General features: G+C 63.2%; 12 protein-coding genes and 1 tRNA gene. 11 read left to right on the top strand and 2 right to left on the bottom strand.

Features of this window, described 5'->3' with window-relative positions; translation table 11 throughout:
• Positions 1–105 precede the first annotated feature (105 nt).
• From ACTJKQ_RS04970 to ACTJKQ_RS04920, 11 genes are all read left to right on the top strand, one after another.
• The gene (locus ACTJKQ_RS04970) at positions 106–990 is read left to right on the top strand and encodes an NAD(P)-dependent oxidoreductase (protein WP_056062115.1); all 885 of its coding nucleotides are present in this window, start codon (positions 106–108) and stop codon (positions 988–990) included.
• 83 nt (positions 991–1,073) lie between these two features.
• A tRNA-Lys gene (locus ACTJKQ_RS04965) sits at positions 1,074–1,149 on the top strand.
• Between the two features lie 497 nt (positions 1,150–1,646).
• A complete protein-coding gene (gene bcsB, locus ACTJKQ_RS04960) occupies positions 1,647–4,022 on the top strand; it encodes a cellulose biosynthesis cyclic di-GMP-binding regulatory protein BcsB (RefSeq protein ID WP_440596202.1) in 2,376 nt (791 codons plus the stop codon).
• Complete coding sequence (gene bcsZ, locus ACTJKQ_RS04955) at positions 4,015–5,169, top strand: cellulose synthase complex periplasmic endoglucanase BcsZ (protein WP_440596201.1); 1,155 nt, start codon at positions 4,015–4,017, stop codon at positions 5,167–5,169. The genes bcsB and bcsZ overlap by 8 nt, the downstream gene beginning before the upstream one ends.
• Positions 5,157–9,083, top strand: a complete 3,927-nt coding sequence (locus tag ACTJKQ_RS04950) for a cellulose synthase subunit BcsC-related outer membrane protein (protein WP_440596200.1) — start codon at positions 5,157–5,159, stop codon at positions 9,081–9,083. Before bcsZ ends, ACTJKQ_RS04950 begins: the two co-directional genes overlap by 13 nt.
• A 1-nt stretch (position 9,084) precedes the next feature.
• Positions 9,085–10,905 carry a BcsE family c-di-GMP-binding protein gene (locus ACTJKQ_RS04945; protein ID WP_440596199.1) on the top strand — a complete coding sequence of 607 codons (1,821 nt, stop codon included), beginning with the start codon at positions 9,085–9,087 and terminating at the stop codon, positions 10,903–10,905.
• Positions 10,902–11,084, top strand: a complete 183-nt coding sequence (locus ACTJKQ_RS04940; protein ID WP_143227243.1) for a hypothetical protein — start codon at positions 10,902–10,904, stop codon at positions 11,082–11,084. The genes ACTJKQ_RS04945 and ACTJKQ_RS04940 overlap by 4 nt, the downstream gene beginning before the upstream one ends.
• Positions 11,085–11,097: 13 nt before the next feature.
• Complete coding sequence (bcsQ, locus tag ACTJKQ_RS04935) at positions 11,098–11,889, top strand: cellulose biosynthesis protein BcsQ (protein ID WP_440596198.1); 792 nt, start codon at positions 11,098–11,100, stop codon at positions 11,887–11,889.
• Entirely contained in the window at positions 11,886–14,396 is a 2,511-nt protein-coding gene (gene bcsA, locus ACTJKQ_RS04930) for a UDP-forming cellulose synthase catalytic subunit (RefSeq protein ID WP_440596197.1), read from the top strand. The genes bcsQ and bcsA overlap by 4 nt, the downstream gene beginning before the upstream one ends.
• Positions 14,393–15,970: a cellulose biosynthesis protein BcsG gene (gene bcsG / locus ACTJKQ_RS04925; protein WP_440596196.1), complete on the top strand. Its 1,578-nt coding sequence runs from the start codon at positions 14,393–14,395 to the stop codon at positions 15,968–15,970. Before bcsA ends, bcsG begins: the two co-directional genes overlap by 4 nt.
• Before the next feature lie 172 nt (positions 15,971–16,142).
• Positions 16,143–17,375 carry a multidrug effflux MFS transporter gene (locus ACTJKQ_RS04920; protein WP_440596195.1) on the top strand — a complete coding sequence of 411 codons (1,233 nt, stop codon included), beginning with the start codon at positions 16,143–16,145 and terminating at the stop codon, positions 17,373–17,375.
• Positions 17,376–17,390: 15 nt separating this feature from the next.
• Here ACTJKQ_RS04920 and ACTJKQ_RS04915 read toward each other — a convergent pair whose 3' ends face one another.
• On the bottom strand, positions 17,391–18,860 hold the full coding sequence (locus ACTJKQ_RS04915) for a sensor domain-containing diguanylate cyclase (RefSeq protein WP_167514355.1): 1,470 nt from the start codon (positions 18,858–18,860) through the stop codon (positions 17,391–17,393).
• A gap of 136 nt (positions 18,861–18,996) precedes the next feature.
• The gene (locus ACTJKQ_RS04910) at positions 18,997–20,877 is read right to left on the bottom strand and encodes a DEAD/DEAH box helicase (protein ID WP_440596194.1); all 1,881 of its coding nucleotides are present in this window, start codon (positions 20,875–20,877) and stop codon (positions 18,997–18,999) included.
• Between the last annotated feature and the right edge of the window lie 339 nt (positions 20,878–21,216).

Raw genomic sequence — 21,216 nt, 5'->3', positions numbered from 1 at the left:
GCCAATCGCTGTACGCTGCAAGCTCCGTGACAGACTGGAGCGCCAAAAAGGCACATGATGACAACAGAGACACCCTTGTATCCCTCTTTGCAGCAGAACAACGCCATGACCACCACACCGCTTCGCATCGCCGTTCTTGGCATTGGCATGATGGGGTTGCCCATGGCCAGGCGGCTCAGCGAAGCAGGCCACAGGGTGCACGCATGGAACCGCACCCGCGCCAAAGCAGAACCGCTGGCGCAATGGGGTGTCACCGTGCACGGCAGCCCCGCCGATGCCGTCAAGGACGCGGACATTGTCATCAGCCTGCTCGAAAACGGTCCTGTCGTGGGCCAAGTTCTCTTTGAACAGGGCGCCGCGCGGGCAATGCGCCCGGGCGCTCTTTTCATTGACATGGCCTCCATTCAGCCCAGCGAGGCCCGTGACCACGCAGCCCGCCTGGGTGAGCTGGGCCTGACCCACCTGGATGCACCGGTATCTGGGGGCACCGTTGGCGCCGAAGCCGGCACTCTGGCCATCATGGCCGGCGGAAGGCCCGAGGACTATGCCCGCGCCCAGCCCGTGTTTGCCTGCCTGGGGCACGCCACGCACGTGGGACCACACGGTGCCGGGCAGCTGGCCAAACTGGCCAACCAGATGATCGTGGGCATCACGATTGGCGCCGTGGCCGAAGCGCTGCTGTTTGCCGCCAAGGGTGGTGCCGACATGGCCAAGGTCCGCGAGGCCATTAGTGGCGGTTTTGCTGACAGCCGCATCCTGCAGCTGCATGGCCAGCGGATGGTTGAACGCGACTTTGCACCCAGGGGCCGCATGGCGGTCCAACTGAAGGACATGCGCAATGCGTTGGCCACCGCCCGGGAAACAGGTTTCGACGCCCCCATCACTGCCCTGTTTGAGGCCTTGTATGCCGAGGGTGTGGACCACGGCCTGGGCGAACTGGACCACAGCGGCCTCTTCGTCGAGCTGGCCAGCCGCAACGCAATGCAATAATTTTTGGGCGCGACTTGCAGAGTATCCAAAAACTAGTGCATAATTCGAGGCTCTGCAGCGATGCAGACAAAATTTAAAGATTTGGGTTCTTAGCTCAGTTGGTAGAGCAGCGGACTCTTAATCCGTAGGTCGAGTGTTCGAGTCACTCAGGACCCACCAAATCAAGCCGCAAGGCACAAAAAGCCTGCTACCCATAAGTAGCAGGCTTTTTTGTTTCCAGACCGATTGTTTCTCCGCTCGCGGCAACCCGGCCCCATGGCCCGGAGTCGTCTGCCGGCAGCACCATCGTCTGGCCGCCTGGGGCCCACGGCCCCGGTGTCCACCTTCCACGGGTGGCAACGGATGTGTCTTTGCAAGAACCACCGCGTGTTCTGTCCGCCGTCAGCCCGCCAGGGAGCATGCCATCCGCCATGCCATGGTGACCAGCCAGAGCTACAGACGCGCACCGTTTTTTCGAACCATGAATCCAGGCAATTACTCTTCACGTACCTGCTGCAGTCGGGCAACAACACTGCTGGCAAAGCAATTGCAAACAAATGTCCTGCGAAGCGGCACAACCCGGCCCCATCGATACACTTTGTCATACAAGTGACACCACCCAGGCATGGGTCCGATGCGCCCCATCCTTCAGGTACGAGCCAGCAAAAAAGAACACTGTGAAATCCACTTCTGCAACCCGCGCGCTCCCTCTTTTTGTCGCGCTGATCACTGCCGGGCTGATCTCAGCCCCCGCCCCGCAAGCCAATGCCCAGACCAGCAAGGCCCGTAGCGCTGCGGCCAAAGAAAAGGCTCTGACCCGCCAGGAGCGCGAGTCAGCCCGGGCAGTGCAGGCCAACGACAGCGCGATCGGAGCCAGCCCATCGGACACTCCTACGCTGCCCGCACGGCAATGGAAAGTCAGCCTCAAGGAACTGGGCGTGGGGCGCCCTGTTTCTTTGCGAGGCGTGGAGAGTGAGGCCAGTGTGGGTGTGGGGGTGCGGCGCGACGAGATCGTCGAAGCCGCCAAGCTGCGCCTGACCTTCACACTGTCACCTGCGCTGATCCCGTCACTCTCGCATCTCAAGCTGATGCTCAATGACGAAACCCTGCAGACCGTGGTGCTGGACAAGGAGCGCCTGGGCACCCCGCAGACGGTCGAGCTCAACATCGACCCGCGCTACTTCACGGATTACAACCGGTTCCGCTTCCAGTTCATCGGCCACTACACGATGGAATGTGAGACGCCCACCCACTCCAGCCTGTGGGCCACCATCAGTAACGACAGCCAGCTGGAGCTTTCGTTGCGGCAGATCCCTCTGCGCAATGACCTCGCGCTGCTGCCTGCGCCGTTTTTCGACCCCCGGGACAACCGCCCCGTCAAGCTGCCGTTTGTGTTCGGCAATCAACCCAGCACCGGTACGCTCAAGGCGTCAGGCTCCATCGCCAGCTGGATTGGCATGCTGGCAGGCTACCGAGGCAACCAGTTCCCGGTGCTGGAAAACCAGCTGCCCCGCTCGCACGCCGTGGTGCTGGCCACCAACAGCCACCGTCCCGCGTTCCTGCAGGACATGGCACCTGTGACCGAGCCCACGATCTCGATGGTCAACCACCCCGAAGTGCCAGGCGCCAAACTGCTGCTGGTACTGGGCAAAGACGATGCTCAGCTGCAGATGGCGGCAGATGCCCTGGCGCTGGGGAAAGCGGTTTTGTCCGGGCAAACCATTGCTGTCAAATCGCTGGACTATCCCGCGCTGACCAAGCCCTATGACGCCCCTCGCTGGATCACCACCCAGAGGCCCGTGAAACTGGCCGAGCTGGTGGGCAGTCCTTCGGACCTGCAACTGCGTGGCACGGTGCTCAACGACACGGTGAACATCTACACCCGCATGGCCCCGGACCTGTTCACCTGGAACGCCAAAGGCGTGCCGCTGGACCTGGCCTATCGCTACACCCCCAGCAGCGTTTCAGACCATGGCAGTCTGAACATCTCTATCAACAACCAGTTCATCCAGTCCTATCCACTGCAGTCGCGAGACGAGCGCACCAGCGGCAAGAACACGGTGATGTTGCCCCTGTTCGATGACGGGAACGCCCAGAACCGTTCGGACCTGAAGATTCCTGCCTTCATGATTGGCGGCGACAACCAGCTGCAGTTCGCATTCCAGATCCCGCCCAACGACCTGGGCCGTTGCAAGTCCGCGCCACCCACCGAACTGTTTGCGGCCATTGATCCGCAGTCCACCATCGACCTCACGGGTTTTCGCCACTACCTGGCCATGCCCAATCTGGCGGCCTATGCCAACAGCGGCTTTCCGTTCACCCGGGTGCCAGACCTGGCCCAGACCTCCATCATCTTGCCCAACCAGCCAAGCACCGCAGACATCGAGGTCTTCCTGACCTCCGTAGGCCGCATGAGCGCTTCCACCGGCTATCCAGGCACCCGCTTTCAGCTGCTGCGTGCTGCGGACGCCAACAAGGCGGGTGACACGGACATCCTGATCGTGTCGCAGGCCGACGCCGATGGTTTGCTGGAGCAGTGGAAGAACCATCTGCCGGCGCTGCTGGCCGCTGGCGCACGGTCCGTCCAGCCCCTGGAGCGGGCCCTGGGATCATTCATTGAGCTGTTCAACCTGGAGTCCGAACACCGCCTCTCCGCGTCCGGCGGGCAAGCCGTGCTGCAAGGCACAGGGCCGCTGGCTGCCGTCACCGGTTTTGAATCGCCCTTGCACAGTGGGCGCAGCGTGGTGGCGCTCACCGCCACCGACAAGGAAGCCATGGGGCTGCTGAGCCAGAGCCTGAACGATGCGGGCAAGATCAAGAGCCTGCGCGGAGATCTGGGCTTGATGCGCGGCGACGCCATCGAAAGCTTCCGCATCAAGCCTGTGTACTACGTGGGCGACCTGCCGTGGTGGCAACGCCTGTGGTTCCACCTGCACAGCCACCCCTTGCTGCTGGCCTTGGCGGGCATCGCCACCGGCCTTCTGCTGACCTTTATCGTTTATGGCGCCTTGCGCACCATGGCGCGCCGCCGACTGGCATCCCAGCATGACTGAGTCCCTTCGTCGACGCACGGCCCTGCAGGCTGGCGGCGGTGCTGCACTGCTGTCCTGGCTGCCAGACCTTCGCGCGCAACCCCAATCCACGGCAGAACGCCCCGGGTGGCCCGCCTGGGAAGCGTTCAAGGCGCAGTTCATCAACGAAGGCGGCCGCGTCATCTCGGATGATGCGGGAGGAGGACAGACCTACTCCGAAGGCCAGGCATACGCCTTGTTCTTTGCCTTGGTGGCCAATGACCGAACCACCTTCGACAAGCTGCTGCGCTGGACGGAAAACAACCTGTGCGACGGCGATATGACCGCCCGCCTCCCGGCCTGGCTATGGGGTAAACGCCCCGATGGCACTTGGGATGTCATCGACAGCAACGCCGCCTCGGACGCCGACCTCTGGATGGCCTACGCGCTGGGCGAGGCAGGCCGCCTGTGGAATGTGCGCACCTACCGCGCACTCTCTGCCTTGCTAGCGGCCCGCATCCTGCGTGAAGAAACCGCGCAACTGCCCGGCCTGGGACTGACCCTTCTGCCAGCGCCCCAGGGCTTTGCACAAAAGGACGGACGCTGGCGCCTGAACCCCAGCTACATGCCCATGCACCTCATGCACTGGCTGGCAGCAGTGGACCCACAGCCCGAATGGAAGCAACTGGTGGACAGCTCGCTCAAGGTCATCCAGGGCGCTTCACCCAAGGGCCTCACGCCCGACTGGACCGTGTACGACCCTAAGCAGGGCTTTCTGGTGGATGACAAGGGCAAGGAAAAAGGCCAGGGCAGCTACAACGCTATCCGCGTCTATCTTTGGGCGGGCACGTTGCACGCCAACGCTCCCGGTCGCAAGGCCTTGCTGGATACCCTGCAGCCTATGGCACGCTTCGTGCGCGAACAGGGATACCCGCCTGAGTCCATCGACATCCTGACAGCCCAAGCCTCTGGCCCCGCCCCCTCCGGGTTCTCGGCTGCAGTCCTGCCATTTTTGCGGGCAGTGGGCGACGACCGCACCCTGCAATCGCAGCGCATGCGCCTGGAGGCCCGCCCCTTGCGTCCCACGGCCTACTACGAGCAGGTGCTCGGCTTGTTTGGGCTGGGCGCCATGGAGGGGCAATATCGCTTCACTGCAAACGGCCAACTCACTGTGCGATGGAAACCGTGAAACGCCGCGCACACCGCTGGCTCCCCTCCCTGACCTTGCTCGCCGCCGCCTGCCTGCCCGGGCAGCACGGCGTGCACGCCAGCACCCCACCCGCCATCGAAGCTGAGCTGCTCAGCGGCGCCCGCCTGTGGGCCAGCAAAAACCGGCCGGATATGGCCCGCCAGCTGGTGGACAAGCTGCTGGCCATGGACCCGAACTCTCCCGAAGGGCTGGCGACGCTGGGAGACTTAGCGCTGCGCGAAAAGAAAAGCGACGAGGCCCAGCGCGTGCTGGCCACCTTGCGCGCACGCCACCCCGGCCATGTGCTGACCCAGGAACTGGAAACCCTGGTACGCGTGTATGGCCCCGACCGCGAAAAACTGGCCCAGATGCGCTTGATGGCGCGCGCAGGCCGCAAGGCCGAGGCCGCCGACTTGGCGCGCGAGCTGTTCCCGCAAGGCCCGCCCACGCTCGGCGGACTGGCGCTGGAATACCACCAGATCATGGGCTCCACCGCCAAGCAGAGCACCGAATCCCAGCGCCAGCTGGCCAGGCTGTACCAGCAGACCGGGGAGTCCCGCTACCGGCTGGCACAGCTGGAGCTGCGCATGTACCAGGGGGGCAACCCGACGGCCGTGGTGCAGGAGATCGAGGCCCTGGCAAAGCAGCCCGATACGAACGCCCCACAGCTGCAAGACCTTTGGCGTCGCGCCCTGGACCGGCTGGCCAACACCCCAGCGAACCTGCCCCGCGTGCGCGCATTTCTGCAGCGCTACCCGGCTGATAGCGCCATGGTGGAACGATTGGCCGCCATGCAACAGGCGGTCGAGCGCGCAGAGCGCGCGGCCCGCGACCCCGCCAACATCGCCCGCCAGGCAGCGCGCACGGCCCTTGACCAAGGCGATATGGAGTTGGCGGAAGAGCAGATCCAGGCGACGCTGGCTTTGCGCCCCCAGGACGGAGAAAGCCTGGGAAACCTGGGGTTGATACGCCTGCGCCAGGGCCAGCATGCGCAAGCGCAGGACCTCTTCAGCCAGGCCTATGCGCTCACACGCCAGAGCCGCTGGAAGGACTTGCAGGCCACTGCCAGATTCTGGGGACTGCTGCGACAGGCCGACAGAGCCGTCGAACAGAACGAACTGGTCACGGCAGCCAGCCTGGCCGAACGCGCGCTGCAGATGCAACCCCAAAGTGCTGACGCATTGACCACCCTGGCGAGCATTCGCGACCTGCAAGGGGACCATGCGCTGGCAGAGAATTTCTACCAACAAGCCATCCAACAGGAGCCCAACAGCACCTCCGCCATCAAAGGCCTGGCAAGTCTCTATGCCCGCACCGGGCGGGTGACCAAAGCGCTGTCCCTGCTGGCCGAGGCTGCCGCACGTGACACCACACTCTCAGAAAAACTCGCCAGTGCCCAGGCCGACGTGCTGGTGGCCCAGGCGGAGGACGACCTGCAGGCCCAGCGCCTGGGCCCCGCACTGCGTGCCTTGGAGTCGGCAGTGGTACTGACCCCCGACGATGCTTGGATAAGACACCGCCTCGCACGTATTTACATACGCCTGGGCCGCCCCCAAGAAGCACTGCACGCCATGGATGAGGGTGTGGCGCGTATTCCGTCCGGCGCCGTCGGTGCCGAGATGTTGTATGCCCGCGCCCTGATACGTTCTGCCCTGGACGAAGACAGCGCTGCCCTCGCGGACATGCAGCGGATACGCTCCGCCGATCAGACAGACGCCATGCGCTCGCTGGTGCGGCGCTCTCAGGTCAAGTCGCTCGTCACTCAGGCCCTGAAACCCCTGCCTGCCGCAGAGGTCAAGGCACTGCTACAACAAGCGGAACAAGAAGCGGGCAATGAAGCAGACCTGCTCTACAGCGTTGCCAATGCCTGGTTTCGCCGCGCACAGCCCGCGCGGGGCGTGGCAGTCTTCCATCGCCTGGCAGCGCGTGTCCCCACGCTGGCGCCAGACACGCAGCTGGACTACGCACAGCTGCTCAACCGGGCGGAGGACGATGCCGGCCTCGCCGAGCAATTGCCTCGTCTGCTGCAAGCCAAGGGCTGGAGCGCGGAGCAGGAAGACCGGCTGGTAGCGCTGTATGCAGCGCACCAAGAGCGGCTCATCGAGAAGCAGCGGCAGGCCGGACGTACCAACGAAGCCTCGCGCCTGGCACGCCAGGCGACACCCCTGCCGGACACACTCTCCACACCACGCCAACGCAGCCTAGCCCAGGCACGGTTGCTCATGGCTGCAGCCGAATATGCCGATGCCGCCCAGTTGCTCAAGCCTTTGGCATCCGCACAACCGGATGATCTGTCTGTTCGCATGGCGCTGGCGGACACCCTGTCACGACTGCAGGACACCGGAGACCGGCGGGCTGCGGCCAATGAGGCCGACTGGTTGAAAGACCGCATCCCTCCGAGCGATGTGGGGCAGCAACTGGCACTGCTACGCATCTGGCAACGTATTGGCCGCATGGACGAAGCGCGTGCATTGGCGACCCGTCTGTTGGACGGTTTTCCGCAAGACAGTGACGTGCTGCTGCATGCAGCGCGCCTGGAGCGGGCCAACCGCAACTACGCACAGGCCATGGTGTTCTTCCGCAGTGCGCTCATGCTGGAGACGCGCGGAAAGATCGCCCCCCCTGCTGCAACGGCCCCAGAAAGCCAGGCCCCGGTGCCGATTGATTCCGACCGACCACTGGCTCTCCAGCAGAGTTACACACTGTCCGTCCCCGCCGACCCGGCCGTCGTTGCCAAGATCCAGGGCGAGATCGATGCCATCGAGGCACGGCGTCAGCCTCGGATCGAAGCGGGACACCAGGCGCTGAGCAAGCGCTCCACGGACGGAATCTCCAGCCTGCGCGGCTGGGAACGTCCTGTGGTGGCGTGGATGCCGCGTGCCTACGACGGGCACTATTTCTTGCACGTGGATCGGGTGCAGCTGGATGCGGGCGATCTCCCCGCCGATGGTCCAGACCTGCTCACTTACGGGCAGGTGGCGGCACTACCACCGGGGTCCTCCTTTGCCACCGAGCGACGCCAACGGGGCCAGGGCACCAACCTGGGTTTCGGCTATGTGGGAGACGATGTCCAGTGGGACATCGGAACCACTGGGGTTGGATTTCCGGTGACCAATGTCGTAGGGGGCCTGTCCAAAACCGGCGATCTGGGCCGCTACAGCTACAAACTCGAAGCGTATCGGCGCCCCATCACTGGCAGCCTGCTGTCGTACGCGGGGGCACGCGATCCCATCACAGGCCAGGTATGGGGCGGCGTGGTAGCAACGGGCGCTGCAGGCCGTCTTTCTACCGACATTGGGCCCTACAGCACCTCGCTGAGCCTGAGCCTGGCCGCCCTCACCGGCAAAAATGTGGCAACCAACACCCGCGCCCAGCTGCGGTGGGCACTGGACCGCGATGTATGGCGCCACAACGATAGCGTGGTCAACCTCGGTGTTGCCGTCTCAGCTTGGCACTATGGCAAAGACCTGTCCGAATTCAGCTTCGGCCACGGCGGCTATTACAGCCCACGCAACTACGTATCCGTCGCCCTGCCACTGGAATGGAGTGGACGCCGCGGCGCACTGACCTGGCTGGCACGCGGGTCCGTCTCTGTATCGCGCAGTAGCAGTGGCGACAGCGACTATTTTCCGCAGAGCGCACTCCTGCAGGCACTGGCACGTGCGCGGCTGGCGGCCGACGGTGGCGTTCCGGTGTACGCGGGCAGTTCGGGCTCGGGTTTCGGGCGTTCGTTCCGGGGGGCACTGGAATACCAGGTCACACCCCATCTCGCACTGGGTGCACAGCTGGAGCTGGATCGCTCGGCCTACTACGCGCCCACCAATTTCATGGTGTATGGCCGCTACCGCTTTGAGCCCGGGAACGCTCCACTGGACAACCGCCCACGGCCGGTGCAGACCTATTCCAGCTTCTGACATGTCCTCTGCCGCTTCATCCTCACGCAAGAGCCCACCTGCAACCAGTGTGCTGCACTCGCTCGCCCAGCGCCTTTGGCCCTCTTTGGGTACAGCCAGCGCCATCCAGCGACCGACAAGCATCGGCATCGCAGGCCTGCCAGACGGCATTGGCCAGTTGCCATCCCATGTGCCCGTCTCTTTGGTTGCCGCCGACAGCAGAAGCGCTGCGGCATGGTTTCCCGCGCTGATCGAAGACGCTTTGGCCGCTGGCCCCTTGGGGCTGGTGGCGTCCAGCACGCAGTGGCTGGACGAGTTGCTGGAGTACCCCGAGCTACGAGCGGCTTACCGCGCTGGTCGGCTCAAGCTCTGGGCGCTATCGCCTGGGTTGCAGGCGCAAGTACAGCGCCATGGACTCAGTCCACTCGTGCAGGAGCTTGAGCGGACCGGTCTGCTGCCACAGCACGCGCTGTATCTGTGCGACACACAGAACCTGCTGTCCGGACTGAACATTGCCCAACTCGCACATGTCAGCGACCAGCTCAGCGCCCTGTGCCGCCAACGGCAGCGCCCGGTGGTACTGGGGTTCACCCCGCCGCTGGATGCCACTGCCCTTTTGCCAACGCTGCGCAACCTGTGCCAGATGTCCATGCACATCGCCACCTTGCATGCTGACGCTGACCGCTGGCGCCTGAGCCTGGACCGCTGGGGTTCGGACACCGGGGCGCTGTTTCAGACCGGCTTTGGCCTGGTGCAAGACGCCAGCACACACCGACTGACTGCCGACGGCACGCGCACCCAAGGCGCTACCCCCGAACTGGTCACTGCAGCCGACCAATGGGGCGTGCTGGCAACCCGGGCATCGGTGGAGGGGCAACGCGGTATCCCTGGCCACTGGCGCATCGTCGATGGGCTGGAGGACATCGAAGTGGCTGCTGCGACCTGCGTGGCCTCCACGGTGCTGATCGACGCGGGCTCTGCGGGGGATTTTGAATCCCGCGCACGCCTGGTGCACCACCTGCGTCTCTCGCGCCCCCCAACGCTCAAGATTGTGGTGCGCGAGAACCTCGGCAAGTTGCGCACCCACAGCGAACAGGCACTGCTGCAACTGGGCGCCAGCGCGGTGGTCTACAAAGAGGTGGGTTTCTCGCGACTGCTGCAACTGCTGCAGGACATCAACGCTCAGAGCCACACCCGCAAAGTCCACCCCGACTACGCTCAGGCGCTCGACAGCTTCATGCCCCCCCGCGAGCGGGGCTACCAGGCCCCGGGACGATTCTGTACGTTGGTACGCGGCATGCTCGACCGCACCCATGACATTGGCCTGTCGCACAGTCTGGTACGGCTCAACATGCTGGACCGGATGCCGCACCTCGATGCTTTGCGCGCCTGCCACACCTCGCGCGATGGCGACTTGTTCACGGCCGACCACGAAGCGATCTACGTGTTCCTGTTCGCCTGCCGGGAGCCCGATGTAGAGCTGGCACTGCAACGGGTATTCGCGCTGCCGCTGACCCAGCTTTTCACTTCGCAAGCTACGGACTGCTCAGCGCCGGGCATACGCGCGATGACTGAACAGTTGCAAGAATCCCTGCGCAAGGGCTTACCTGACTACAGTGCCATCTTGGCAGCAGTCAGCGCCCCCACACCTGCCGCCCTGGAGGCTCCTCCTGCCACGCCCTTGGCGCAGTTAAGAGAGGATGCGCTGGCACTGCCAAAGCACACCAACGTAGAGAGCCAACAGTCCGCGGCCTCGCCGCTCGTTGTGACAAGACCGCAAATGCGACCACGCCCTATCGGACAGCGCGCCGCGCCACGCCCCCTTGGAAGGACGTCTGCATGACGGCATGGATGCTTGTTTACGTGCTGCTGGGCGTCTTGCTGGCTTGGCCGTGTGGTTGGCTGCTGCGCCGCGTGCTGAAGGGGCGCCAGCCGTTACGCTGCGTGCAGCCCTATCGGCCAAACCTTCCGCAAAGCGAGTCGCCCATTACCCAAAAAGGTGGGATGACCAAAGCCCCATGAACAAAGAGTTTGCATGCGCGTGATTGCTGTCGTTTCGCCGCTCGGCGGGTCCGGGCGTACCACCATGGTCGCCCACCTGGCGTCCATTGGCGCCCGTCAAGGCCAACACACCTTGGCCGTAGAACTCTGTGCCCAGAATCTGCTGGGCATACACCTGGGCATGCCCCACCCCGCCAGTCAGGGATGGGCAGCACTTGCCGCCACAGGCTCTTGGTGGGCAGACGGCAGCTTCGACAACACGGACGGCGTCTGCGTTCTGCCCTTTGGCCCAGCGGCACCAGAAACCATCACGACGCTCCACCAGTTGCTCGCTGCCAACCCACAGTGGCTGCAAGACCATGTGGAACTGCTCGACGTACCAGAGGATTGCACGATACTGCTGGACACACCGCAATGGCCTTCGCCGCTGGCCCAGGCAGCGCTGCGCTGCGCAGATGCGGTGTTGGTGGTCATGGAAGCGTCTGCGCGCGGATGTGCCAGCACGGACGCCGTACGCGCCATGCTGCAGGCGTCGCCAGCAACGCCCAACGTGCAGGGCATCGCAGTCACGCGTTTTGACCCGCGCCGCGTATCGCAACGGGAGGCGCTCAGCACATTGCGCCAGCAGTGGGGAAGCCAATTGCTGCCCTATACCGTGCATGAAGACGAGAACCTCTCACGTGCACTGGCCGCATCGCAATGCGTGAACGGCATGGCACCGCATGCACAGTCCGCGCACGATCTCCAGGGCATCTTCCACTGGCTGTCGGCAGTGCCTCCGTTGGCGCCGCTGCCTGCGCCCGCAGCTGGAGTGGTTGCACCATGACAGACCAGGCGCCCTCGGGCACCACCACACCCACACCGGCCACCGAACAAGCGGACGCACTGGTGCCCACTCGCAAGGCACTGATGTGGCTCGGGCGCCAGCTTGAGGTCGGGCATGAGGCTCCCTGGTGGATGTGGTTGTGGCGCTGTTTCGTTCTGCCACCCTCGCCACAGCGCGCATTGCGCCCCTGGTTGCTACGCCCAGTGCGCGGGCTTTGGGCAGGCCTCGGCTGGGCCATGCGCTGGCTCTGGCGAGTCCTGGCACTGGCGCTGACACTGGTTTTCTGGCCCATCCGGCTTTTCCTGCGTGCCATGGACCGCCTGGCCACCCACGTCAACGTGGGCAAGGGCATGCGACTGGCAGACCAGTGGCTCACACCGGCCCTGGAGATTCCTGGCCTGCGCTGGGTGATCCTGGCGGTGGGGGCGGTCACCGGTCTGGTCGTCATGACCACCCCATTCAACTGGTTCGGGCAACTGTTGTTCATGCTGCTCTGCTGGGGACTGTCCCTGGTGCTCCGGCGCCTGCCAGGCCGCTATCCTTCGCTGGCGCTTGCAGCGATCAGCCTGCTGGCGATGGGGCGTTACGCCTGGTGGCGCCTGACTTCATCGATTGAATTCGACTCGGTCATCGAGTCCTTCCTGGGCTACGGCCTGCTGGCGGCAGAGGCCTACACCTGGTTGGTGGTGGTGCTGGGCTTCATACAGACTGCCTGGCCCCTGCACCGCAGTCCGGCGGAGCTGCAAGGCGCACCCGCGTCCTGGCCCACGGTGGATGTGTACATCCCCACCTATAACGAGCCGCTGAGTGTGGTGCGCACCACGGTGCTGGCGTCGATGGCACTGGACTGGCCCAAAGACAAGGTCAAGGTCTTCATCCTGGACGATGGGCGGCGCGAGGAATTCCGTGCCTTTGCCGAATCCATGGGCGTGGGCTATATCGTGCGGCCCGACAACAACCACGCCAAGGCTGGCAACCTGAACCATGCGCTGGGCAAGACCGATGGTGAGCTGATCGCCATCTTCGACTGCGACCACATTCCCACACGCTCCTTCCTGACCACGGCCGTGGGCTGGTTCCAGCGCGACCCGAAGTGCGCCATGCTGCAAACGCCGCACCACTTCTTCTCACCTGACCCGTTTGAGCGCAACCTGGGCACCTTCCGCCGTGTGCCCAACGAAGGTGCCCTGTTCTACGGTCTGATCCAGGATGGCAATGATTTCTGGAACGCCACGTTCTTCTGCGGTTCCTGCGCGGTGATACGGCGCGGCCCTTTGCTAGAAGTGGGCGGCATTGCAGTGGAAACCGTGACCGAGGATGCGCACACCGCCCTCAAGCTGCACCGGCGCGGCTACACCACGGCTTACATCAATGAGACGCAGGCCGCCGGCCTGGCCACCGAGAGCCTGTCGGCCCATGTGGGCCAACGCATCCGCTGGGCGCGAGGCATGGCGCAGATCTTCCGCGTGGACAACCCCTTCCTGGGCAAGGGCCTCACGCTGTGGCAGCGCATCTGCTATGCCAACGCCATGGTGCACTTCTTCTTCGGGCTGCCGCGGCTGGTGTTCCTCACCGCGCCCATGGCCTTCTTGTTTTTTGAATGGCACATCATCAACGCGGGCGCCATCATGATCGCGCTGTATGTGCTGCCATACATCCTGCAGTCCAACATCGCCAATGCGCACGTGCAAGGCGAGCACCGGCACACGTTCTGGGCTGAGGTCTACGAAACGGTGTTGGCCTGGTACGTGGCCCTGCCCACCACGGTGGCTCTGATCAATCCGCGCCTTGGCAAGTTCAACGTGACAGCCAAGGGCGGGCTGGTGGACGAGCCGTACTTCGACTGGGTGATCTCCCGCCCCTACACCGTGCTGGTCCTGCTTAACTTCGCAGCCTTCGGCATGGGGCTGCTGCGCCTGTTCTTTTGGAATACCGAGGAAACCGCCACCGTACTCCTCAATCTGCTATGGACGGTCTACAGCATCCTCATGCTGGGTGCTGCGTTGGGTGTGGCATCCGAAGCACGCCAGGTGCGGCGAATGCACCGCGTGGCCACGCAATTGCCCGCAACCTTGTACCAGGACGACGGAACCGTGCTTCAGGCCCTTTGCATCGACTTTTCCATGACTGGTGTAGGCCTGCAATTGCCTGAAGGCACTCCACTGGCCGTGGGAGACAAGGTGCAGGTGGGACTGTGGCGCAACGATATGGAATGCACCTTTCCAGCCACGGTGATGTTGCACAGAGGCCAGAGCGCCACCGGTTTTCAGTTTGACCCCATGACGCGCGAACAACAAATCGACCTGGTGCAGTGCACCTTTGCCCGCCCCGACACCTGGAGGCAATGGAACGACAGCCACGATACCGACCGACCTTTGCATGGCCTGCAGGAAATCGCGCAGCTGGGCGTGCTGGGCTACCGCAAGTTCTGGACTTCGCTGGTGGAGTCGGCACGCAGCCGATGGCCCCTTCGCAAGCAGCGCGGGCAAGAAAGGCTGCCGACATGAGCTTCTGGCATTTGATTTTCCTTGCCAAGGTGGGCCTGTACTTTGGTGGCTATATCGGCTTGAACTGGTGGCTGAACCTGCTGTTGTGGGCGTCCATGCTGCCCCCCATTGCGCACAAGGGGTGGCGCCGTGTACGCGCTGCAGTCGCTGTAGCGGCTGCCATCGCACTGCTGTATGCCGACTCTTACCTTCCCAGCCCAGGACGCGTGCTGTCGCAGCTCAAAGCGCTGAGTGGCTTCAGCGCGGACTACTGGCTGGAACTTGCCCAGCGGGTGTTCAACCCTGAAATGCTGCTGGTGGGACTGGTCGGCATCGTGCTTTATGCAGCACTGGCCCGGCGGGTGCGTGCGGGGACGTTTGCATTGCTGGCGTTGTTGAGCGTACCGGTGGTAGCGGCCCTGCAGGAGCAGGCGGCTACGCCCCAGGCCACCATGGCCGCAGCAAGCGGATTGAACTCGGCCGCCGCGCCCAACGACAATCAGGACACGTCGCCAGACGCTCTGCTGCAACGCTTTTACGCGAGCGAAAGCCAAAGGCGCGTCCAGTTCACCGCGCCCAATACGCCCCCGGCATTCGACATCATCCTGCTGCATGTGTGCTCCTTGTCGTGGGATGACATGGACTTTGTAGGACAGCGGGACAACCCATTCCTCAAGCGTTTTGATGTGTTGTTCACCAACTTCAACAGCGCTGCCAGCTACAGCGGACCAGCCTCTCTGCGGGTATTGCACGGCACCTGTGGCCAAACACCACACAACAAGCTGTACGAGGGCATTGATCCGCAGTGCTACGTGTTTCCCAACCTGGAAAAAGTGGGCTACCAGACCGCTGCACTGCTCAACCACGACGGGGTGTACGAAGAGTTTGCCCATGCGCTGGAACAGCGCGGAGGCCTTGCTGGCAAGCTGCAGTCCAATCAGGGCGCGCCCGTGCACATGCAGAATTTTGACGGCTCGCCCATCTATAACGACCACGCCTTGTTGGCGCAATGGTGGAAGAAGCGCAGCACTGACCGCAGCACCGGGCCCGTGGCGCTGTACTACAACACCATCTCCCTGCACGACGGAAATCGCGTGCCAGGCATGGCTTCGCGCAACAGCCTGGAGACATTCAAGCCCCGCTTGGTACAGCTGCTCGCCGACTTCGACAAGTTCATCTCCGAACTGGAGGCAGCAGGCCGCCCTGTGGTCGTGATGCTGGTCCCTGAGCACGGCGCATCGCTGCGCGGAGACAAAATCCAGATGTCGGGTATGCGGGAGATTCCTGGCCCCCGCATCACCCTGGTCCCCGCTGCGGTGAAGCTGGTGGGCATGAAGCCATCTGAGGCATCCGCCCCAGCAGCGCCCGTGGTTGTGAACCAGCCGATGAGCTACCTGGGCTTGTACATCTTGCTAGGCGATCTGATTCGCGACAACCCTTACGTCGACTCCGCGCGCCCGTTGGCGGAGCGGCTCGCAGCCCCGGTCACTACCCCCTTTGTGTCAGAGAACGCCGATGTGATCGTGATGCGCAACATGGAAGGCAAGTACGTGATGCGCTCGGGGAACGGTGAATGGGTTCCCTACAACTATTGACTACGTTGGCTTGAAGCCCGAACGGGGCGTGACGAGGGGTTGCGCGACAGCCCCCTTCTCCGCACCCTGCCGCATGCGTCCCGCATAATCCATCCGCACTGCCGCGCCATCCCGCGATGCCACGGCCGTGCGATGTCCTTCGCGTGCCCGCAACCCCCATCTGCCACCACTCATGAACCCACAAGCCCATCTGCTCTGGAAAGCACCCCGCTGGGCGCTCGCGATCCTGTTGGCTGTGCTGGGCATGCTCGGGCCTTTCTCCATCGACACCTACATCCCCGCGTTCTCAGGCATCGCCGCGGCGCTGGGAGCCACACCGGTGGAAATGCAGCAGACGCTGTCCGCCTACCTGTTCGGCTTTGCGTTCATGAGCCTGTTCCACGGCGCGCTGGCAGACAGCTTTGGGCGCAGGCCCGTGATCTTGTGGGGCATCGCCGTGTTCACGCTCGCTTCCGCAGGGTGTGCGCTGTCGCAAACGATCGGGCAACTGGTCTTTTTCCGGGCACTGCAAGGCCTGTCCACGGGAGCAGGGATCGTGGTCTCCCGCGCGGTGATCCGCGACATGTTCCCTCCAGCACAAGCGCAGAAGGTTATGAGCCAGGTGACCATCTACTTTGGAGTGGCTCCAGCGATTGCTCCCATCATCGGAGGCTGGCTGTTTGTCCACACCGGGTGGCACAGCATTTTCTGGTTCCTGACCTTCGTGGGAGTGGCCCTTTGGACCGCCAACTTCAGGCTGCTGCCAGAGACCTTGCATGTGGAGCAGCGCCAGCCCTTTCATGTGCGCCATCTAATGCGCGGCTACGTGCAGTTGGGCACCAGTGCGCGCTTTGTGCTGCTGGCGCTGGCCAGTGGCGTGCCCTTCAATGGCATGTTCCTGTACGTGCTGTCGGCCCCGGCGTTTCTGGGCGAGCACCTGTCGCTGGCGCCTACGCAGTTTTTCTGGTTTTTTGTCCTGACCATCTCGGGGATCATGGGCGGTGCGTGGCTCAGTGGACGGCTGGCAGGGCGTATCCCGCCCAAGCGCCAGATCCGCCACGGATTTGTCATCATGTTTTCGGTGGCTGTGTTGAACCTGGTCGCCAATTTGCTGTTCACACCCCACGCCTGGTGGGCTCTGGCGCCCATTGCGGTCTTCTCTTTTGGCTGGGCACTGATGGTGCCGGTGGTGACGCTGCTGGTGCTGGACCTCTACCCGGAGCGCCGAGGCATGGCCTCATCCATGCAGGCGTTTGTCGGCTCTTCGGCCAATGGCCTGGTGGCAGGCGTCATCGCTCCGCTGGTGATGCACTCTACCGTTTTGCTGGCGCTGTCATCACTCCTGATGTTGTGCATTGGCATGCTGTCGTGGATCTGTCTGCACCATCGCTGGCCCGAGATCGGGCGTACGCCGGTCCACCTCTGAGCAATACCCGACTGATCAAGGACTGGGCTGCCGCCGGTCCACGTTTTTTTGCTGGTAATAGCGGTTCTTCTCCGCATACATCGCCTGGTCTGCGCGATGGATCGCGGCTTCTACCGCATCTCCAGACTGGCAACAGGCAATCCCCATGGCCAGGCTCAGATGCTGGCCAGGGTAGAACTGGTTGTTGAGTTCGAGCATCGACAAAATGCGTTCCTGCAAAGCCATGGCTCCGCGCTCATCCGTGCCTGGCAACAACACCGTGAACTCGTCACCACCAATGCGGGCTGCGCAGGCCGGAGCATCCACGGCCTTGGCCAAGACCTCGCCAACGCGGCGCAGCATGGAGTCCCCCGCCGCATGGCCTTGCTCATCGTTCACCACCTTGAGACCATTCAGGTCGATGGCGATGATGGACAGCGGCCAAGGGCCCTTGCGGGTCAGGCGGTTGAGCTCCTCTGCATAAAAGGCTCGGTTGCGCAATTGCGTGAGCACATCGTGCTTGCCCAGGTACTCTAGGTAAGCCTCGGCCTTCTTGCGTGCCGTGATATCCACCAATGACAGGAGCACCAGGCCCCAGTCGCTCATGTGATCGGCAAGCACCGAGAACTGCATGTGGATATGCACGGCATCCCCGGACAGTGCGTAGTTAACCACTTCGCGCTGTTGAAAGGTCTTGCCCTCCCACAGGTCCAGCAATTGCTCCGCAAAGGACTCGTGCATCTCACCGCGAAACACCCGACCAATGTTGTTCAGCAGCATTTCCTTGCTCTCTGCGCCGAACATCCGCAGGGTCTGCTGGTTCACATCGATCACCCGGATTTCGTGCATGCAGCGTGTCACGAACTCGGGATGCACCCGGATGAATGTCTTGAAATCATCAATACCCTGCGCACGCACACCATCGAGCAGGCTCTTGACCGCACTGAAGTCCTCCACCCACAAGGACACGGGTGAATGTTCGAACAAATCGCGTGCGTACCGTTCGCTGCGGCGCAGCTCGGCACCTGCACGCACAGTGGCCGTAACATCCTCCAGCGACACCAGCACACGGCTCCAGTTGTCCTCGTAACCGGGCAGGATGCGCGCACGGATCTGCACATCCAGCCGGCGTCCGTCGAGCGCGTAGTTGACTGTCTGGTTAGAAAATTCCAGCTGACCGTCCCACAACTGTGACAGTTCATGCGCCACTGCGTCGTGCATGTCGTCCCTGAAGACCTTATCCAGATTGGCTTCCAGTACCTGCTGGCTCTCGGCGGCAAACAGATCCAGCGTGCGCTGATTCACCTTGAGCACCTTGAGGGCTGCACTGCAGGCCCGCAGGCGGGCCGGGTCCTCTGCCAGGAACTGGCGGATGTCGGTCACGCCTTCGGCGCGCCACTGCTCAAAAAGCTGCTTGAGCGCACTGTAGTCCTCCAACCAGAGCGACACTGGCGCCAGCCCAAACATGTGCTCAAAGTCCGCACCCGAAGATAAAGAAGACGACACAGCAGATTCCTCCGGCGGCCATTATTGACGAGGCGCCGTTGGCATCCGCAGCTGAAATGGCCTCCCCAATGAAAAAAGGCCAGCACCTTACGGTACTGGCCTTTGCACAAAGGGCGGCGCTAGCGCCACACAACAATCAGCGCGCGGGGCGTGCAGGACGCTTGCGGGCGTCGTGGGCCACAAAGGGCTTGCCACCACCACCGGCAGGCTTGGCAAATGCAGGCTTGCGAGGAGCGAAATCGCCGCGCGGTGCACCCGCATCGCCACGGGGAGCAAAGCCACCACGGCCTGTATCACCAAAACCAGGCTTGCGGCCATAACCGTCACCGTCACGACGCGGCGCAAAACCACGGTCGCCGCCACGGTCATCACGGCCAGCGAAACCGCCGCCGCCTTCACCACGGGCAGGGGCGCCACGGTTGTCACGACCAGCAAAGCCGCCGCCAAAGCCACCACCGAATCCACCACGATCATTGCCACCACGTGCGGGACCACCGAAGCGACCGCGCGACTGGTTATCACGGTTGTCATACGAACGGCCCGGGGTGCCACGGCCACCACCAAAATCGCCACCGCGAGGTGCCTGCGGAGCGCGCTGTGAAGGCTCCATGCCCGGAATCACTTCGGCCTTGAACTGCTGGCGGCTGTACGACTCAATGTCGTAGATCTTGCGGCGATCGCGGAACTCGGCAAACGTGATGGCCAGGCCATCGCGGCCCGCACGGCCGGTACGACCGATGCGGTGGGTGTAATCCTCAGCCTTCATGGGCAGGCCGAAGTTGAACACGTGGGTGATGGTAGGCACGTCGATGCCCCGTGCGGCCACGTCAGTAGCCACCAGAATCTGCACCTGACCAGCGCGCAGCGCCATCAAACGGCGGTTGCGCAGGCCCTGGCTCAGGGCGCCATGCAACGCGACAGCCGAGAAGCCTTCTTGCTGCAGGTCGTTGGCCAAACCGTCGCACTCCACCTGGGTGCTGGCAAAGACAATGGCTTGGTTGATCGTGGTGTCACGCAGCCAGTGGTCCAGCATCTTGCGCTTGTGCTGGGCATTGTCGGCCCAGTACAGAACTTGCTTGATGTTGGCGTGCTTCTCTTGCGGAGAATCGATGGTCACCTTCTGCACAGACGAACCACCGTCGTGCATCACGCGCATGGCCAGTTGCTGGATGCGGGGCGCAAATGTGGCGCTGAACATCATGGTCTGCTTGCGCTGCGCGGTCAGCTGGTTCAGTTCAGCCAGGTCATCCGAGAAGCCCAGGTCGAGCATACGGTCCGCTTCGTCAACGACCAGGAACTGCACCTTGTCGAGCTTGATTTGCATCGAGCGCTGCAGGTCCAGCAGGCGGCCAGGGGTCGCCACCACGAGGTCAGCGTTTTGCAGTTTGGCGATCTGCAACTGGTAAGGCATGCCACCCACCACGTTGGCCACACGCAGGCCACGGCAATGCTTGACCAAGTCGATGGCATCGTGCGCGACTTGCTGCGCCAGTTCACGGGTCGGGCACAGGATCAGGGCACCAGGGGTGGCAGCCTTGAAGTTGCGCGAACTGGTAGGGTCCTTGCGTTTGGCGCGCTTGGGAGCAGGTTCGCCACGGGCAGCGGCTTCGGCCACGGCGCGTTCAAAAGCGGCGCGCTCTTCGGCTTCGGCAGCAGCTTGCTGGTTGATCAGTGTGTGCAGCACGGGCAGCAGGAAGGCGGCGGTCTTGCCGCTGCCCGTCTGGCTGGAGACCATGAGGTCGATGAACCTGGTGGAGTCATTGCCACCGCCCATCGCCAGAGGGATTGCCTTGAGCTGCACGCTGGTGGGCTGGGTGTAACCCAGATCAGCCACGGCTTGCACGAGTTCAGGGGCCAGGCCCAGCTCGATGAAGCCATTGGGCTCCGCGGTCACAGCAGCATCGGCTTCGACGGCAGATACCACGGCGTCCAGGGGAGAAGACTGCACGGAAATGTCGGCAGCAAAGGAAGTGTCTGCAGGCGCGAATTCGCCCTGCACCAAAGAGGTGTCGGTCATGATTTTTCTCTCACGAAGACGGTCGCGGGCGCAGCCCACGATTGGCTTCGTCAAATGGTTAAAAAACATCAACCATCAAACGAAACCTGCGCTGGCTCAGAGAAGGCCGGAGCGGGTGGGCGTTATTCGCCAGTCCTGCACTGTCGATTGACAGTCGGCTGGCAAGCCCGGTGTGTGAGGGGAGATGCACAATCTGCGAGGGATTCCTGCGCAGCCAGCGATTATTGCACGATTAAGGGTTTGCCCGCAATACCCTCCTTCGCTTTTCGCCGGTGGCAATGCCTTCACCGCCAGGAATCCAGTCCCGCGTCGTAAAACACGCGCCCCAGGAGCACGGAT

The organism is Acidovorax sp. 22279 (assembly GCF_052045435.1).
GTDB lineage: Bacteria > Pseudomonadota > Gammaproteobacteria > Burkholderiales > Burkholderiaceae_C > Acidovorax > Acidovorax delafieldii.
Note: the sequence above shows the minus strand (reverse complement) of the source record. Positions and strands in the feature narration are given on the sequence as shown.

Excerpts from the sequence above, each read along its gene's own strand:
- ACTJKQ_RS04910 (WP_440596194.1), bottom strand. The coding sequence starts at position 20,877 with ATGACCGACACCTCTTTGGTGCAGGGCGAATTCGCGCCTGCAGACACT.
- bcsZ (WP_440596201.1), top strand. The coding sequence starts at position 4,015 with ATGACTGAGTCCCTTCGTCGACGCACGGCCCTGCAGGCTGGCGGCGGT.
- bcsA (WP_440596197.1), top strand. The coding sequence starts at position 11,886 with ATGACAGACCAGGCGCCCTCGGGCACCACCACACCCACACCGGCCACC.
- ACTJKQ_RS04950 (WP_440596200.1), top strand. The coding sequence starts at position 5,157 with ATGGAAACCGTGAAACGCCGCGCACACCGCTGGCTCCCCTCCCTGACC.
- ACTJKQ_RS04920 (WP_440596195.1), top strand. The coding sequence starts at position 16,143 with ATGAACCCACAAGCCCATCTGCTCTGGAAAGCACCCCGCTGGGCGCTC.
- ACTJKQ_RS04940 (WP_143227243.1), top strand. The coding sequence starts at position 10,902 with ATGACGGCATGGATGCTTGTTTACGTGCTGCTGGGCGTCTTGCTGGCT.
- ACTJKQ_RS04945 (WP_440596199.1), top strand. The coding sequence starts at position 9,085 with ATGTCCTCTGCCGCTTCATCCTCACGCAAGAGCCCACCTGCAACCAGT.
- bcsQ (WP_440596198.1), top strand. The coding sequence starts at position 11,098 with ATGCGCGTGATTGCTGTCGTTTCGCCGCTCGGCGGGTCCGGGCGTACC.
- ACTJKQ_RS04970 (WP_056062115.1), top strand. The coding sequence starts at position 106 with ATGACCACCACACCGCTTCGCATCGCCGTTCTTGGCATTGGCATGATG.
- bcsG (WP_440596196.1), top strand. The coding sequence starts at position 14,393 with ATGAGCTTCTGGCATTTGATTTTCCTTGCCAAGGTGGGCCTGTACTTT.